17 protein-coding genes are annotated in these 15,544 nt (G+C 69.7%); all 17 read left to right on the top strand.

Translation table 11 applies throughout. From position 1 onward, the window contains the following. The first annotated feature begins 29 nt into the window (after positions 1-29). The 17 genes from ACZ4EF_RS26820 to ACZ4EF_RS26740 all read left to right on the top strand — a co-directional run bounded on the left by ACZ4EF_RS26820 (position 30) and on the right by ACZ4EF_RS26740 (position 15,369). Positions 30-1,202, top strand: coding sequence for an LCP family protein (locus tag ACZ4EF_RS26820; RefSeq protein ID WP_467506606.1), 1,173 nt, complete (start codon positions 30-32; stop codon positions 1,200-1,202). A 203-nt stretch (positions 1,203-1,405) separates the two neighbouring features. Next, positions 1,406-1,630: a 50S ribosomal protein L31 gene (gene rpmE / locus ACZ4EF_RS26815; protein WP_188281959.1), complete on the top strand. Its 225-nt coding sequence runs from the start codon at positions 1,406-1,408 to the stop codon at positions 1,628-1,630. Positions 1,631-1,742: 112 nt separating this feature from the next. After that, positions 1,743-2,822, top strand: a complete 1,080-nt coding sequence (gene prfA, locus ACZ4EF_RS26810) for a peptide chain release factor 1 (RefSeq protein ID WP_401852334.1) — start codon at positions 1,743-1,745, stop codon at positions 2,820-2,822. Between the two features lie 14 nt (positions 2,823-2,836). After that, positions 2,837-3,682: a peptide chain release factor N(5)-glutamine methyltransferase gene (gene prmC, locus ACZ4EF_RS26805; RefSeq protein WP_188281957.1), complete on the top strand. Its 846-nt coding sequence runs from the start codon at positions 2,837-2,839 to the stop codon at positions 3,680-3,682. A gap of 31 nt (positions 3,683-3,713) precedes the next feature. Continuing rightward, positions 3,714-4,361 (top strand): L-threonylcarbamoyladenylate synthase, encoded by a 648-nt coding sequence (locus tag ACZ4EF_RS26800; protein ID WP_188281956.1) that lies wholly within the window; start codon positions 3,714-3,716, stop codon positions 4,359-4,361. Then, positions 4,358-5,020, top strand: a complete 663-nt coding sequence (locus ACZ4EF_RS26795) for an arsenate reductase/protein-tyrosine-phosphatase family protein (RefSeq protein WP_188281955.1) — start codon at positions 4,358-4,360, stop codon at positions 5,018-5,020. Before ACZ4EF_RS26800 ends, ACZ4EF_RS26795 begins: the two co-directional genes overlap by 4 nt. 191 nt (positions 5,021-5,211) lie before the next feature. Then, entirely contained in the window at positions 5,212-6,516 is a 1,305-nt protein-coding gene (locus ACZ4EF_RS26790) for an MraY family glycosyltransferase (protein WP_188281954.1), read from the top strand. 331 nt (positions 6,517-6,847) lie between these two features. Continuing rightward, positions 6,848-7,261, top strand: coding sequence for a hypothetical protein (locus ACZ4EF_RS26785; protein WP_188281953.1), 414 nt, complete (start codon positions 6,848-6,850; stop codon positions 7,259-7,261). 216 nt (positions 7,262-7,477) lie between these two features. Beyond that, the gene (atpB, locus tag ACZ4EF_RS26780) at positions 7,478-8,302 is read left to right on the top strand and encodes a F0F1 ATP synthase subunit A (RefSeq protein WP_391044822.1); all 825 of its coding nucleotides are present in this window, start codon (positions 7,478-7,480) and stop codon (positions 8,300-8,302) included. A 74-nt stretch (positions 8,303-8,376) separates the two neighbouring features. Next, entirely contained in the window at positions 8,377-8,628 is a 252-nt protein-coding gene (gene atpE, locus ACZ4EF_RS26775) for an ATP synthase F0 subunit C (RefSeq protein WP_188281952.1), read from the top strand. Positions 8,629-8,668: 40 nt separating this feature from the next. After that, on the top strand, positions 8,669-9,232 hold the full coding sequence (locus ACZ4EF_RS26770; protein ID WP_188281951.1) for a F0F1 ATP synthase subunit B: 564 nt from the start codon (positions 8,669-8,671) through the stop codon (positions 9,230-9,232). Then, positions 9,229-10,044 (top strand): F0F1 ATP synthase subunit delta, encoded by an 816-nt coding sequence (locus ACZ4EF_RS26765; protein ID WP_355344188.1) that lies wholly within the window; start codon positions 9,229-9,231, stop codon positions 10,042-10,044. Before ACZ4EF_RS26770 ends, ACZ4EF_RS26765 begins: the two co-directional genes overlap by 4 nt. A gap of 180 nt (positions 10,045-10,224) precedes the next feature. Further along, the gene (gene atpA, locus ACZ4EF_RS26760; protein ID WP_467506605.1) at positions 10,225-11,796 is read left to right on the top strand and encodes a F0F1 ATP synthase subunit alpha; all 1,572 of its coding nucleotides are present in this window, start codon (positions 10,225-10,227) and stop codon (positions 11,794-11,796) included. A gap of 4 nt (positions 11,797-11,800) precedes the next feature. Then, complete coding sequence (locus tag ACZ4EF_RS26755; RefSeq protein WP_355344182.1) at positions 11,801-12,727, top strand: F0F1 ATP synthase subunit gamma; 927 nt, start codon at positions 11,801-11,803, stop codon at positions 12,725-12,727. A 5-nt stretch (positions 12,728-12,732) separates the two neighbouring features. Beyond that, positions 12,733-14,175, top strand: a complete 1,443-nt coding sequence (atpD, locus tag ACZ4EF_RS26750) for a F0F1 ATP synthase subunit beta (protein WP_355344179.1) — start codon at positions 12,733-12,735, stop codon at positions 14,173-14,175. A gap of 174 nt (positions 14,176-14,349) precedes the next feature. Continuing rightward, a complete protein-coding gene (locus ACZ4EF_RS26745; RefSeq protein ID WP_355344176.1) occupies positions 14,350-14,724 on the top strand; it encodes a F0F1 ATP synthase subunit epsilon in 375 nt (124 codons plus the stop codon). A gap of 189 nt (positions 14,725-14,913) precedes the next feature. Continuing rightward, positions 14,914-15,369, top strand: a complete 456-nt coding sequence (locus ACZ4EF_RS26740; protein ID WP_391044592.1) for a DUF2550 domain-containing protein — start codon at positions 14,914-14,916, stop codon at positions 15,367-15,369. Positions 15,370-15,544 lie beyond the last annotated feature (175 nt).

Raw genomic sequence — 15,544 nt, 5'->3', positions numbered from 1 at the left:
CCCACGACGCCCAGGAAACGGAGGGAGCCATGTCCGAGGACCAGCTGCCGACCGGGGCCACTGCCGTCAGCGACGGCAAGGGCAGCAGGCGGCACCAGCGCACCCGGCGCCGCCGGGTGCTGCGCGTGGTCGCCTGGGGCACCGCGGGCCTGGTGCTGCTCGGCGGCGCGGGCGCGGGCTATCTCTACTTCCGGCTCAACGGCAACATCAAGAGCGTCGACATCGACTCCGCGCTCGGCACCGACCGCCCCGCGGCCCTGGGCAACGGCGCGATGGACATCCTCGTGCTCGGCTCGGACTCCCGGTCCGGCGCCAACAGCGAGTACGGCCACGCGGGCGGCGGCGCCCGCTCGGACACCGCGATGATCGTGCACCTGAACAAGGGCCACAAGGCCGCCAGCGTGGTCAGCATCCCGCGCGACACCCTCGTCCCCCGGCCCGTGTGCGCCAAGCCCGGCGGGGGCACCGCACCGGCCGTTCCGAGCGTCATGTTCAACAGCGCCTACGAGGTCGGCGGCCCGGCCTGCGCGGTCAAGACCGTCGAGGCCATGACGGGCCTGCGGATGGACCACTACATCGAGGTGGACTTCACCGGCTTCAAGAACCTCATCAACGCGCTGGGCGGCGTCCCGCTCACCACCACCCAGGCCATACACGACACCAAGAGCCACCTGGACCTGGCCGCGGGCACCCACACCCTCAACGGCGAGCAGGCGCTCGGCCTGGTCCGCACCCGGCACGGCGTGGCCGACGGCAGCGACCTGGGCCGGATCCAGCTCCAGCAGGCGTTCATGAAGGCGCTGATGAACCGGGTGAGCGGGCTCGGCCTGCTGACCAGCCCCACCAAGCTGATCGACGTCGCCGACACCGCCACCAGCGCCATCACCACCGACTCCGACCTCGCCTCGGTCGGCTCCCTGATGGGCTTCGCGGAGAGCGTGCGCGGCCTGGACTCGACGAATGTCCACATGGTGACACTGCCGGTCCAGTACGCGGTCAGCGATCCCAACCGGGTGGAGCCGATGCCCGCGCAGGCCGCGATGGTGTGGGCCGCGCTGCGGGCCGACCGGCCGATCCCGGCCGCCGCCACCAAGGGCTCGGCCGCCGACGAGGTCAACGCCAAGAAGGTGGTCGGGGCCGGTGCCACCGCGGACGCGGGCACCTCGCCGAGCCCGGGCCTCAGCCCGAGCACCACGCCCTGACCTGGCCGGACCCGCCCCGGACCCGCTCCGGGGCCCGCGCCCCGCACTCGCTCCGACCTGCGCTTTCGGGCCGGGAATTATCCGGGCCCACCCCTCGTTTTGGGAGATACGGCCAGTCCTGGCAGACTGGACCGCTGGCTCCGGTTCACGTGCACGCAAACCCGCGGTACGACCCGGCGCCCTCCCGAACCTAGGAGCATCCCTTGAAGCAAGGCATCCACCCCGAGTACTTCGAGACCCAGGTCACCTGCACCTGTGGCGCCTCGTTCACCACTCACAGCACCGAGAAGAGCGGCCAGATCCGCGCCGACGTGTGCTCCGAGTGCCACCCGTTCTACACGGGCAAGCAGAAGATCCTCGACACCGGCGGCCGTGTGGCCCGCTTCGAGGCCCGCTTCGGCAAGGCCGCCGGGTCCGCCAAGAAGTAGCGACCCGCAAGCGCCGGTTCCCGGTCGCCCAGTCATGGGTGACCGGACCGGCGCTTTGTCGTCCCGGGCCAGCCAGGCCAGGCAGCCACTTCATCCAGCTAGGGAACCGAAGATGTTCGAGGCGGTCGAGGAACTGATCGGCGAGCACGCCGACCTCGAAAAGCAGCTTGCCGACCCCGCGGTCCACGCGGACCAGGCCAACGCCCGCAAGCTGAACAAGCGTTACGCCGAGCTGACCCCCATCATCAGCACGTACCGCTCCTGGCGGCAGCTCGGCGACGACATCGGTACCGCCCGCGAACTCGGCGCCGACGACCCGGACTTCGCCGCCGAGGTGAAGGACCTGGAGAAGCAGCGCGGCGAGGTGACCGAGCGGCTGCGGCTGCTGCTGGTGCCCCGCGACCCGAGCGACGACAAGGACGTCATCCTGGAGGTCAAGGCGGGGGAGGGCGGCGAGGAGTCCGCGCTGTTCGCCGGCGACCTGCTGCGGATGTACCTGCGCTACGCCGAGCGCGTCGGCTGGAAGACCGAGATCCTCGACGCCAACGAGTCCGACCTCGGCGGCTACAAGGACGTCCAGGTCGTGGTCAAGGCCAAGAGCAACCACGAGCCCGGCCAGGGCGTCTGGGCCCGTATGAAGTACGAGGGCGGCGTGCACCGCGTCCAGCGGGTGCCCGCCACCGAGTCGCAGGGCCGTATCCACACCTCCGCGGCCGGTGTGCTGGTCACCCCGGAGGCCGAGGAGGTCGAGGTCGAGATCGGCCCCAACGACCTGCGGATCGACGTCTACCGCTCGTCGGGCCCCGGCGGCCAGTCCGTCAACACCACCGACTCCGCGGTCCGCATCACACACCTCCCCAGCGGCCTGGTCGTCTCCTGCCAGAACGAGAAGAGCCAGCTCCAGAACAAGGAGTCGGCGATGCGCATCCTGCGCTCCCGGCTGCTGGCCGCCGCGCAGGAGGAGGCCGAGAAGGAAGCCTCCGACGCCCGTCGCAGCCAGGTCCGTACCGTCGACCGCTCCGAGCGCATCCGTACGTACAACTTCCCCGAGAACCGCATCTCGGACCACCGGGTCGGCTTCAAGGCGTACAACTTGGACCAGGTGCTCGACGGGGACCTGGACGCGATGATCCAGGCCTGCGTGGACGCCGATTCGGCGGCCAAACTGGCCGCCGCTGGCGACGGCAGCTAAGGGGGGAAGGCAGAGTGAACCTGCTGCTCGCCGAGGTGGCGCAGGCCGCCCAGCGACTGGCCGACGCGGGCGTGCCGTCGCCACGCTTCGACGCCGAGGAACTCGCCGCGTACGTCCACGGGGTCAAGCGCGGCGAACTGCACGGCGTCGCCGACACCGAGTTCGACGCCCGGTACTGGGAGGCCGTGGCGCGCCGCGAGGCACGCGAACCGCTCCAGCACATCACCGGCCGGGCCTTCTTCCGCTACCTCGAACTCCAGGTGGGGCCAGGGGTGTTCGTGCCCCGCCCGGAGACCGAGTCGGTGGTCGGCTGGGCGATAGACGCCGTACGCGCCATGGACGTCGCGGAACCGCTGATCGTGGACCTGTGCACCGGCTCCGGCGCCATCGCGCTGGCGCTGGCCCAGGAGGTGCCGCGCTCGCGGGTGCACGCCGTGGAGCTGTCCGAGGACGCCCTGGAGTGGGCCCGCAAGAACGTCGAGGGCAGCAAGGTCGACCTGCGGCAGGGCAACGCGCTGACCGCGTTCCCCGAACTCAACGGTCACGTCGACCTGGTGATCTCCAACCCGCCCTACATCCCGCTCACCGAGTGGGAGTACGTGGCGCCCGAGGCCCGCGACCACGACCCCGAACTCGCCCTGTTCTCCGGCGAGGACGGCCTGGACACCATCCGCGGCATCGAGCGCACCGCGCACCGGCTGCTGCGGCCCGGCGGCGTCGTCGTCATCGAGCACGCCGACTCCCAGGGCGGCCAAGTGCCGTGGATCTTCAAGGAGGACGCGGGCTGGGCGGACGCGGCCGACCACCCCGATCTCAACAACCGCCCCCGTTTCACCACGGCCCGTAAGGCGACACCATGACGGGGACACAGCATCTTCTGGAGGTCAGCTAATGGCACGGCGATACGACTGCTCGGATGCGACCGACCGGGCCACCGGCCTGCGCGAGGCCACCTCGGCCGTCAAGCGCGGTGAACTCGTCGTCCTGCCCACCGACACCGTGTACGGCATCGGCGCGGACGCCTTCGACGCCGAGGCGGTCGGCGACCTGCTGGAGGCCAAGGGCCGCGGGCGCAACATGCCCTCGCCCGTCCTGGTCGGCTCCCCGAACACCCTGCACGGCATCGTCACCGACTTCTCCGAGCAGGCGTGGGAGCTCGTCGACGCCTTCTGGCCCGGCGCGCTCACCCTGGTCACCAAGCACCAGCCGTCGCTCAACTGGGACCTCGGCGACGCCCGCGGCACCGTCGCCGTCCGGATGCCGCTGCACCCGGTCGCGATCGAGCTGCTGACCGCCACCGGGCCGATGGCCGTCTCCAGCGCCAACCTCACGGGACACCCCTCGCCGCAGGACTGCGACGCCGCCCAGGGCATGCTCGGCGACTCCGTGGCGGTCTACCTCGACGGCGGCCCCACCCCGTCCGCCGTCGCCTCCTCGATCGTGGACGTGACGGGGAAGGTCCCGGTACTGCTGCGGGCCGGGGCGATCAGTGCGGAGGAGCTGCGCAAGGTGGTCCCCGACCTGGAGGAGCGCAGTTGACTGCGCCCGACGGGCGTGGCATACCGGGCCTCGCCGCCCGCGCGGGGACCCTCCCCGGACAGGGCGGTGACGCCTTCCGCATCCTCCACGTCTGCACCGGCAACGTCTGCCGCTCGCCGATGGCCGAGCGGCTGACGCGGCATGGGCTGGCGCGCCGCCTCGGCGACGGCGCCACCGGCATCGTCGTGGAGTCCGCGGGCACCTGGGGCCACGAAGGCGCGCCGATGGAGGCGCACGCCGCCGCCGTACTCGCCGAGTACGGCGCCGACCCGACCGGTTTCACCGGCCGGGAGCTGCTCGACGACCACGTGATCGACGCCGACCTCGTCCTGACCGCGACCCGCGACCACCGTTCCCAGGTGATCTCGATGGGACACGCGGCGGGTCTGCGTACCTTCACGCTCAAGGAGTTCACCCGCCTGGTGCGGGCCATAGACCCCACCACGCTGCCCGAGGGCAGTGTCACCGACCGCGCCCGCGCCCTGGTCGGCGCCGCCGCCGCGCTGCGCGGCTGGCTGCTCGCGCCCAGCCCCGACGCCGACGAGGTCCACGACCCGTACGGCGCTCCCATCTCGTACTTCCGCAGCATCGGCGACGAGATCCACACCGCGCTCGACCCCGTCGTCACCGCCCTGACGGGCATCCCCGCGGCCGTCTGAGCCCGCGACGGCACGCCCGGGACAACCCCTTCACATTCCCCGTACAGCCGGTGTGCAACCGTGGGCCCTCCCTGTGAGTCTTGATTGATGTTCGCCGTCTCGGCCCGGCCACCACTAGGGTGTGACGCTGTGAGGATCCCCCGGACGTGTGCGCAGCGCTGCTACGCCCCCGAAGTCGTCGGAGGCTGCTCGTGCGCGAGTATCTGCTGACCCTGTGCGTCGCCGCCGCCGTCACGTATCTGCTGACCGGCCCGGTACGGAAGTTCGCCATCGCGGCGGGCGCCATGCCGCCGATCCGCGCGCGTGACGTGCACCGCGAGCCCACGCCCCGGCTGGGCGGCATCGCGATGTTCGGCGGGCTGTGCGCCGGTCTGCTGGTCGCCGCGCACCTGAGCAACATCGGGGACGTGTTCTCGCAGTCCAACGAGCCGCGCGCGCTGCTGTCCGGCGCCGGGCTGATCTGGCTGCTCGGTGTGCTGGACGACAAGTGGGGCGTCGACGCGCTGGTCAAGCTCGGCGTGCAGATGATCGCCGCGGGTCTGATGGTCTTCCAGGGCCTGACGATTCTGTGGCTGCCGGTGCCCGGTGTCGGCCCGGTCGCGCTCACCCCGATCCAGTCGACGCTGCTGACGGTCGCGCTGGTCGTCATCACCATCAACGCGGTCAACTTCGTGGACGGCCTCGACGGTCTGGCCGCGGGCGTCGTCTGCATCGCCGCCATCGCGTTCTTCATGTACGCGTACCGCATGTGGTACGGCTACGGCGTCGAGGCCGCCGCGCCCGCCACGCTGTTCAGCGCGATCCTGATCGGCATGTGCGTGGGCTTCCTGCCGCACAACATCCACCCGGCGCGGATCTTCATGGGCGACTCGGGGTCGATGCTGATCGGCCTGGTGCTCGCCTCGTCCGCGATCTCCATCACCGGGCAGGTCGACCCGGACGCCATCACCGACTTCACCGGCTCCAGCCGCAGCACCGTGCACTTCATGGTGCCGGTCTACATGCCGCTGCTGCTGCCGCTGACGATGATCGCGATCCCGGCCGCCGACCTGGTGCTTGCCGTGGTCCGCAGGACGTGGAAGGGGCAGTCGCCGTTCGCCGCCGACCGCGGCCACCTGCACCACCGGCTGCTGGAGATCGGGCACTCGCACAGCCGGGCCGTGCTGATCATGTACTTCTGGTCGGCGCTGTTCGCCTTCTCCGCGGTGGCGTTCTCGGTGAACTCCTCCAGCCTCGGCATCGTCATGGTGATCGTGGGCCTGAGCGCGCTGGGTCTGCTGGTCCTGCTGCTGCCGCGGTTCCGGCCGCGCGCGCCGCACTGGGCCGAGGCGTTCGTACCGCCGCGCTACCGGCGCCGGCGCCGTCGGCTGGCCGCCGCCGCTGCCGCGGCCGAGCGGGAGATGCGCTCCGAGGACCGTCCGCCGCTGCACGGATCGACCGCGATCGGCGACCGTTCGCGGCTGCCGGACCGGCGTCCCGTCGAGAGCCGCCGGTAGGTGTCGGGCAGGCTCTGAGCGGCGTCGGCAGCCGGTAGTTGACCGTCATCGATAAAGTCCTTTAAGTCCGGCATATCCGGCAATTTCCCCGAAGTGGGCAAATAGGACGTCAGTTGAACGGCGTGTCGATACCTCTCCCGTGTGACAGTGAGCACATCTCCATGGTAAAGCCCTGGCTAAATACTTTGTGATACCGTTCACGAAACCCGGGAAACAAGCCGAAAGACCGTAGTGAGATGGTCTTCCGGCGTGAGGCACGTCCCCAAACCCGGATTACGCTCGTCTCCGACGACACCCGCTTTCCCCAACTCCCGCCGGAGGAGCTGCCACCATGCAGTCCAACGACGTCCGAACTCTCCTCAACTGCACCGTCCCCACTGCCGCGGCCGGTGTCATCGCCACCGCTGTGAGCGGAGCGGTGGCCGGTGGCAAGGGAGCGATCGGCGCCGCCGCCGGCACGTTGGTCGTGATCGCCTTCATGGCGATCGGGATGGTGGTGCTCCAGCGCACCGCCAAGGCGTACCCGTCGCTGTTCCAGATGATGGGCCTCGTGCTCTACACCGTGCAGATCCTGCTGCTGGCGATCGTGCTCGCGGTGTTCAAGCACACCTCGCTCTTCAACACCCGCGCGTTCGCCTTCTCGCTGCTGGCCGCGGCGCTCGTCTGGATCGCCGCGCAGGCACGCGCGCACATGAAGACCAAGATCCTTTACGTCGAGCCCGAGTCGGCGGGAACACCGTCGTGAGCCGCGGGTTCGGTAGGGCCGGTGTAAAGACCCTGCCGCTCGTTTGCTATCGTCCGGACTCAACTGCGGCGGAGCTGCCGCGAGCGGCACTCAAGCCTGCCCTGCCGCTCGGTTCAGCGCCGACTCGCCGCGTACACATCCGACCCACCAGTCCAGTGCCGTTCCGTGGCCGTCAGGCCCGCCGACACATCGAGGTTGCCGTACCCATGCGCCACGCTGAAGGAGCTCGCGGTGAGTGCTGACCAGGTTCTCGCCTTCGAGACGAACTGCCACCTCTTCGACGGGTGCGGCTTCCCGGCCCCCGGACTGCACTCGTTCGTCTTCGAGCCGATCTTCTCGATCGGCAGCTTCCACTTCAACAAGCCGATGCTGCTGGCGCTGTTGAGCACGATCGTGGTCGTCGGATTCTTCTGGGCCGCGTTCAACAAGCCCAAGGTGGTCCCGGGCAAGGTCCAGATGGTGGGCGAGGCGGGCTACGACTTCGTCCGCCGCGGCATCGTCTACGAGACGCTCGGCAAGAAGGTCGGCGAGAAGTACGTCCCGCTGATGGTCTCGCTGTTCTTCTTCGTCTGGATCATGAACATCTGGTCGGTCATCCCGGTCGCCCAGTTCCCCGTGACGTCGATCATCGCCTTCCCCGTCGGGCTGGCCGCGATCGTCTACGTCACGTGGATGTACCTGACGTTCAAGAAGCACGGCTTCGTCGGCGGCCTGAAGAACATCACCGGCTACGACAAGACACTCGGCGCCGTGCTGCCGCTCTCCATGACCATCGAGTTCTTCTCGAACGTCCTGGTGCGGCCCTTCACCCACGCGGTCCGGCTCTTCGCCAACATGTTCGCCGGTCACACGCTGCTGCTGCTGTTCACCATCGCGAGCTGGTACATGCTCAACGGCATCGGCATCGCCTACGCGGGCGTCTCGTTCGTGATGACCATCGTGATGACCGCCTTCGAGCTGTTCATCCAGGCCGTTCAGGCGTACGTGTTCGTGCTCCTGGCCTGTAGCTACGTCCAGGGCGCGCTCGCCGAGCACCACTGAGCACCGCCCCCACGACCCGATAGATGTCCGGTGGCCAACCCCCACCGGTCCGAGAAAGATAAGGAAGAACCGGCATGTCCGCTCTCGCGCACGCGACGCTCGCCGCCACCCAGATCAAGGGCAACCTCGGCTCGATCGGTTACGGCCTCGCGGCCATCGGCCCCGGCGTCGGCATCGGCATCATCTTCGGTAACGGCACCCAGGCCCTCGCCCGCCAGCCCGAGGCGGCCGGTCTGATCCGCGCCAACCAGATCCTCGGCTTCGCCTTCTGTGAGGCGCTCGCCCTCATCGGTCTGGTCATGCCGTTCGTCTACCCGGCCACCTGATCCCGGCCGACGAACAGAAACCTAGACGGAAGGCACTGATGTGATCGCCCAGGTACCGCTGGCGACAGCGGAGAACCCGCTCATCCCGCCGATCCCCGAGCTCATCATCGGCCTGATCGCCTTCGCCATCGTCTTCTTCTTCCTCGCCAAGAAGCTCCTCCCGAACATCAACAAGGTTCTGGACGAGCGCCGTGAGGCCATCGAAGGTGGCATGGAGAAGGCCGAGGCCACCCAGGCCGAGGCCCAGCAGACGCTGGAGCAGTACCGCGAGCAGCTCTCCGAGGCCCGGCACGAGGCCGCGCGACTGCGCCAGGAGGCGCAGGAGCAGGGCGCCGCGCTGATCGCGGAGATGCGGGCCGAAGGCCAGCGCCAGCGCGAGGAGATCGTGGCCGCGGGTCACGCGCAGATCGAGGCCGACCGCAAGGCCGCCGCCGCCGCGCTGCGCCAGGACGTCGGCAAGCTCGCCACCGAACTGGCGGGCAAGCTCGTCGGTGAGTCCCTGGAGGACTCCGCCCGGCAGAGCCGCACCATCGACCGCTTCCTCGACGGCCTGGACAACGCGGCTCCCGCCGCCGGTTCCGCGACGGCCGAGGCGGCGCGATGAACGGCGCGAGCCGCGACGCGCTGGGCGCGGCCCGCGAACGGCTCGACGCGCTGACGGACGTCCAGTCCGTCGACGTGGCCAAGCTCGCCGAGGACCTGGCCGCCGTCACCGGGCTGCTGGACCGCGAGGGCACGCTCCGTCGCGCCCTGACCGACCCGGCGAAGTCCGGCGAGGCCAAGGCGTCGCTGGCGCGGCAGCTCCTCGGCGGCCAGATCGGCGGCGAAAGCCTCGACCTGCTCACCGGCATGGTCAGGTCCCGCTGGTCGCGCTCGCGCGACCTGGTCGACTCGGTCGAGGAGCTGGCGTCGAGCGCCGACCTCGCCACCGCCCAGCGGGCCGGTCACCTCGACGACGTCGAGGACGAGCTGTTCCGCTTCGGCCGGATCGTCTCCGGCAGCACCGAACTGCGCTCCGCTCTCACCGACCGCGTCGTCGGCGCTCCGGCCAAGGCCGCACTGCTGCACACGCTGCTCGGCGGGCGGGCCAATCCGGTCACCGAACGGCTGGTCGTCCGGCTGGTCACCACGCCGCGGGGACGTAGCCTGGAGTCGGGGATCGAATCCCTGTCCAAGCTGGCCGCGGCCCGCCGTGACCGGATGGTCGCGGAAGTGGTGTCGGCGACTCCGCTCAGTGACCAGCAGAAGCAGCGCCTCGGCGCCGCGCTGGCCCGGATCTACGGCCGCCAGGTCCATCTGAACCTGGACGTGGACCCCACGGTCCTCGGCGGAGTCCGGGTGCAGGTCGGTGACGAGGTCATCAACGGAGCCATCTCCGACCGTCTCGACGAGGCGGCCCGGCGGATGGCGGGCTGACAGCCGGTCGCTCCACCAGGACCGCGCGGCACCAGCCACGCAGAACGCAGTACGAAGCACGACGACGCAGTACGAGCGGCCCGAGTTGGGCCGACGGAGCCTAACAGAGCCTTTCTGGGGGTTGACCCCAGAAACCCCCAAGAAGACTTTCGGGCCCAACAAGGAGAGCAGGGAACCCAGATGGCGGAGCTCACGATCCGGCCGGAGGAGATCCGGGACGCGCTGGAGACCTTTGTCCAGTCGTACAAGCCGGACGCCGCCTCGCGCGAGGAGGTCGGCACGGTCAGCGTTGCCGGAGACGGCATCGCGAAGGTCGAGGGTCTGCCCTCGGCCATGGCGAACGAGCTGCTGAAGTTCGAGGACGGCACCCTCGGTCTCGCCCTCAACCTGGAAGAGCGCGAGATCGGCGCGATCGTCCTCGGCGAGTTCAACGGAATCGAGGAGGGCCAGCCGGTGCAGCGCACCGGCGAGGTGCTCTCCGTCGCGGTCGGCGAGGGCTACCTGGGCCGGGTCGTGGACCCGCTCGGCACCCCGATCGACGGCCTCGGCGAGATCGAGACCGACGGCCGCCGCGCCCTTGAACTGCAGGCCCCCACGGTCATGCAGCGCAAGTCGGTGCACGAGCCGATGCAGACCGGCCTCAAGGCCGTGGACGCGATGACCCCGATCGGCCGCGGCCAGCGCCAGCTCATCATCGGCGACCGGCAGACCGGCAAGACCGCCCTGGCGATCGACACGATCATCAACCAGCGCGACAACTGGCGTTCCGGCGACCCGAAGAAGCAGGTCCGCTGCATCTACGTCGCCATCGGCCAGAAGGGCTCCACCATCGCGGGCGTGCGCGCCTCGCTGGAGGAGGCCGGCGCGCTGGAGTACACGACGATCGTCGCCGCCCCGGCGTCCGACCCGGCCGGCTTCAAGTACCTCGCCCCGTACACCGGTTCTGCCATCGGCCAGCACTGGATGTACCAGGGCAAGCACGTACTGATCGTCTTCGACGACCTGAGCAAGCAGGCCGACGCCTACCGCGCGGTCTCCCTGCTGCTGCGCCGTCCGCCGGGCCGCGAGGCCTACCCGGGCGACGTCTTCTACCTGCACTCCCGCCTGCTGGAGCGCTGCGCCAAGCTCTCCGACGAGCTGGGCGCCGGTTCGATGACCGGTCTGCCGATCGTCGAGACCAAGGCGAACGACGTGTCGGCGTTCATCCCGACCAACGTCATCTCCATCACCGACGGCCAGTGCTTCCTGGAGTCGGACCTGTTCAACGCCGGTCAGCGCCCCGCGCTGAACGTCGGTATCTCGGTCTCCCGCGTCGGCGGCTCCGCGCAGATCAAGGCCATGAAGGGCGTGGCCGGACGGCTGCGCGTGGACCTGGCCCAGTTCCGCGAGCTGGAGGCGTTCGCCGCCTTCGGTTCCGACCTGGACGCGGCGTCCAAGGCCCAGCTCGAGCGCGGCCAGCGGATGGTCGAGCTGCTCAAGCAGGGCCAGTACGCGCCGTACGCGATCGAGGACCAGGTCGTCTCCATCTGGGCCGGCACCACCGGCAAGCTGGACGACGTACCGGTCGAGGACGTCCGCCGCTTCGAGCGCGAGCTGCTCGACTACCTGCACCGCGAGCACAAGTCGCTGCTCACCGCGATCGTCGAGACCGGCAAGCTGCCGGACGAGACCGTCGAGGTGCTCACCGACGCGGTCGCCGCCTTCAAGAAGCAGTTCGAGACGTCCTCGGGCGCGCTGCTGGTCGAGGGCTGATCGCATGGGCGCACAGATTCGGGTTTACAAGCGCCGGATCAAGTCCGTCACCGCCACGAAGAAGATCACCAAGGCGATGGAGATGATCGCCGCCTCGCGCATCGTCAAGGCGCAGCGCCAGGTGGCGGCCTCGTCCCCGTACGCCGATGAACTGACCCGTGCGGTCACGGCGGTGGCGACCGGCTCCAACACCAAGCACCCGCTGACCACCGAGGCCGAGAACCCGACCCGCGCCGCGGTCCTGCTCGTCACGAGCGACCGCGGTCTGGCGGGCGGTTACTCGTCCAACGCGATCAAGGCGGCCGACCGGCTCATCGAGCGGCTGCGCGCGGAGGGCAAGGAAGTCGACTCGTACCTCATCGGCCGCAAGGCCGTGGCGTACTACAGCTTCCGCGAGCGGACGGTCGCCGAGTCCTGGACCGGCTTCTCCGACAGCCCCGGCTACGGCGACGCCAAGAAGGTCGCGGCGCCGCTGATCGAGTCGGTGCTCAAGGACACGGCCGACGGTGGCGTGGACGAACTGCACATCGTCTTCACGGAGTTCGTGTCGATGATGACGCAGTCCCCGGTCGACGCCAGGCTGCTGCCGCTCTCGCTGGACGAGACGGCCGCCGCCGGTGCCGAGGAGCGGGCCGCCAAGGGCGAGATCCTGCCGCTCTACGAGTTCGAGCCTTCCGCCGAGGGTGTGCTGGACGCGCTGCTGCCTCGCTACGTCGAGAGCCGCATCTTCAACGCGCTGCTCCAGGCGGCGGCTTCGGAGCACGCGGCCCGCCGCCGTGCGATGAAGTCCGCGACCGACAACGCGGAAGACCTCATCAAGTCGCTCACGCGGCTTGCCAATGCGGCCCGACAGGCCGACATCACCCAGGAAATCAGCGAGATCGTCGGCGGCTCCAGTGCGCTGGCCGACGCGAACGCGGGGAGTGACTAACCACTATGACCACCACTGTTGAAACCGCTACGGCCACCGGCCGCGTCGCGCGGGTCATCGGCCCGGTCGTCGACGTGGAGTTCCCCGTCGACGCGATGCCGGAGATCTACAACGCGCTGCACGTCGACGTGGCCGACACGGGCGCCGAGTCCGGCACGAAGACGCTGACGCTGGAGGTGGCGCAGCACCTCGGCGACGGCCTGGTCCGCGCCATCTCGATGCAGCCCACCGACGGCCTGGTCCGCCAGGCCCCGGTGACCGACACCGGCGACGGCATCACGGTGCCCGTCGGCGACGTCACCAAGGGCCGGGTGTTCAACACCCTGGGCCAGATCCTGAACGAGCCGGAGGCCGAGTCCGAGGTCACCGACCGCTGGGCGATCCACCGCAAGGCGCCGAAGTTCGACGACCTCGAGTCGAAGACCGAGATGTTCGAGACCGGCCTGAAGGTCGTCGACCTGCTGACCCCGTACGTCAAGGGCGGCAAGATCGGTCTGTTCGGCGGCGCCGGTGTCGGCAAGACCGTGCTCATCCAGGAAATGATCATGCGTGTGGCCAAGCTGCACGAGGGCGTCTCGGTGTTCGCCGGTGTCGGCGAGCGCACCCGTGAGGGCAACGACCTCATCGCGGAAATGGCCGAGTCGGGCGTGCTGCCGCAGACCGCGCTGGTCTTCGGTCAGATGGACGAGCCCCCGGGCACCCGTCTGCGCGTGGCGCTGGCCGGTCTGACCATGGCGGAGTACTTCCGTGACGTGGCCAAGCAGGACGTGCTGTTCTTCATCGACAACATCTTCCGCTTCACGCAGGCCGGTTCCGAGGTCTCCACGCTGCTCGGCCGTATGCCGTCCGCGGTGGGTTACCAGCCGAACCTGGCCGACGAGATGGGTCAGCTCCAGGAGCGGATCACCTCGACGCGTGGTCACTCGATCACCTCGATGCAGGCGATCTACGTCCCCGCGGACGACCTGACCGACCCGGCCCCGGCGACCACCTTCGCCCACCTCGACGCGACGACCGTGCTTTCGCGGCCGATCTCGGAGAAGGGCATCTACCCCGCGGTGGACCCGCTGGACTCCACGTCCCGCATCCTGGACCCGCGCTACATCGCGCAGGACCACTACGACTGCGCCATGCGCGTCAAGGGAATCCTGCAGAAGTACAAGGACCTCCAGGACATCATCTCCATCCTCGGCATCGACGAGCTGGGCGAAGAGGACAAGCTCACCGTCTTCCGCGCCCGCCGGATCGAGCGCTTCTTGTCGCAGAACACCCACGCGGCGAAGCAGTTCACCGGTGTCGACGGCTCCGACGTGTCGCTGGACGAGTCGATCTCCGCGTTCAACGCCATCGCCGACGGTGAGTACGACCACTTCCCGGAGCAGGCGTTCTTCATGTGCGGTGGCCTGGACGACCTCAAGGCCAACGCGGCGAAGCTCGGCGTCAACTGACGCGGGAGCCTCGCGCAGGCCGCGCGTCCGCGTCGGTAGGAGCGCGCGCGACAGCGTAAAAGGGGGGCGGTGAGTCCCGTGGCGAAGCCCCGGGGCGCCCGCCCCCTCTCGCACCCCTTATTCTGTGTCTTACGCATCCACTGAGGACGGTGGGTGCCAACCCGAGGAGCCGTCTTGGCCGATCTTCACGTCGAGCTGGTCGCCGCGGACCGTAGTGTCTGGTCCGGCGAGGCCACCATGGTCATCGCCCGTACCACGTCGGGTGACATCGGCATCATGCCGGGACACGAGCCGCTCCTCGGGGTGCTCCAGTCCGGCCCGGTGACGGTGCGCACCTCTGACGGCGGCACTGTCGTGGCCGCCGTGCACGGTGGCTTCATCTCCTTCTCCGACGACAAGCTCTCGATTCTCGCGGAGATCGCGGAGCTGGCGGACGAGATCGATGTGGCGCGCGCCGAGCGTGCTCTTGAGCGGTCGAAGTCGGAGACCGACGCCGCGGCCGAGCGCCGCGCCGAGGTCCGGCTGGCCGCCGCCGCGGGAGCGCACTGACCGGTCCGCAGGACGGTCCGCGGGTCGGCGCGACCGGCTGACCGGGCAACCGCACCACCACAACCGCATCAGCAGACGTACCAGGCGTGACCGAACGACCACGGTGCCGCGGACTGCCCTCCTGGGGCGGTCCGCGGCTCCGGTACAGCAAGGGCAGTAACCCATTTCTAGGCGAGGAGGTCGGTGGACGTGATCCTCTCCTTTGAGGTGGGTGGCGCGGTGATCGCCGCCGCGCTGCTCGGACTCTTCGTCTTCGGACTGCGCCGCCGGCTGATCCAACGGCCAGGCGGCACTTTCGACTGCAGCCTGCGCCCCGCTCCCGAGCAGGACGCGGAGCCGGCCGGCGGCGGCGGCAAGGGCTGGGTGTACGGAGTCGCGCGCTACAGCGGTGACCGGGTGGAGTGGTTCCGGGTCTTCTCGTACGCGCCCCGCCCGCGGCGGGTGCTGCTGCGTCCGGCGATCGAGGTACTGGGGCGCCGGGACCCGCAGGGCTCGGAGGAGCTGGCCCTGCTGTCGGACGCGGTGGTGCTCTCCTGCGAGCATCAGGGCACCCGGCTGGAGCTGGCGATGAGCGACGACGCCCTGACGGGTTTCCTCGCCTGGCTCGAAGCGGCGCCGCCCGGCCAGCGGGTCAACGTGGCGTAGCACCTGTTCCTTGCCGTGCCTCTGGGAGGCGCGGCTTCGCGCGTTTCAGGGCCGGTGCGTCGCTCGGCGCGGGTTTCGGCCGGGCGGATTCGCGGGCGGATTCCCGGGCGCGCCCGGTGAGGACCGGAGGCCGACGGGCGGCGGTGTCGACCCCCGGCCGTATGGGTCAGCCGGA

This window comes from Streptomyces sp. NPDC025721, from assembly GCF_055558595.1.
This window is presented reverse-complemented; position numbering and strand designations above follow the sequence as displayed.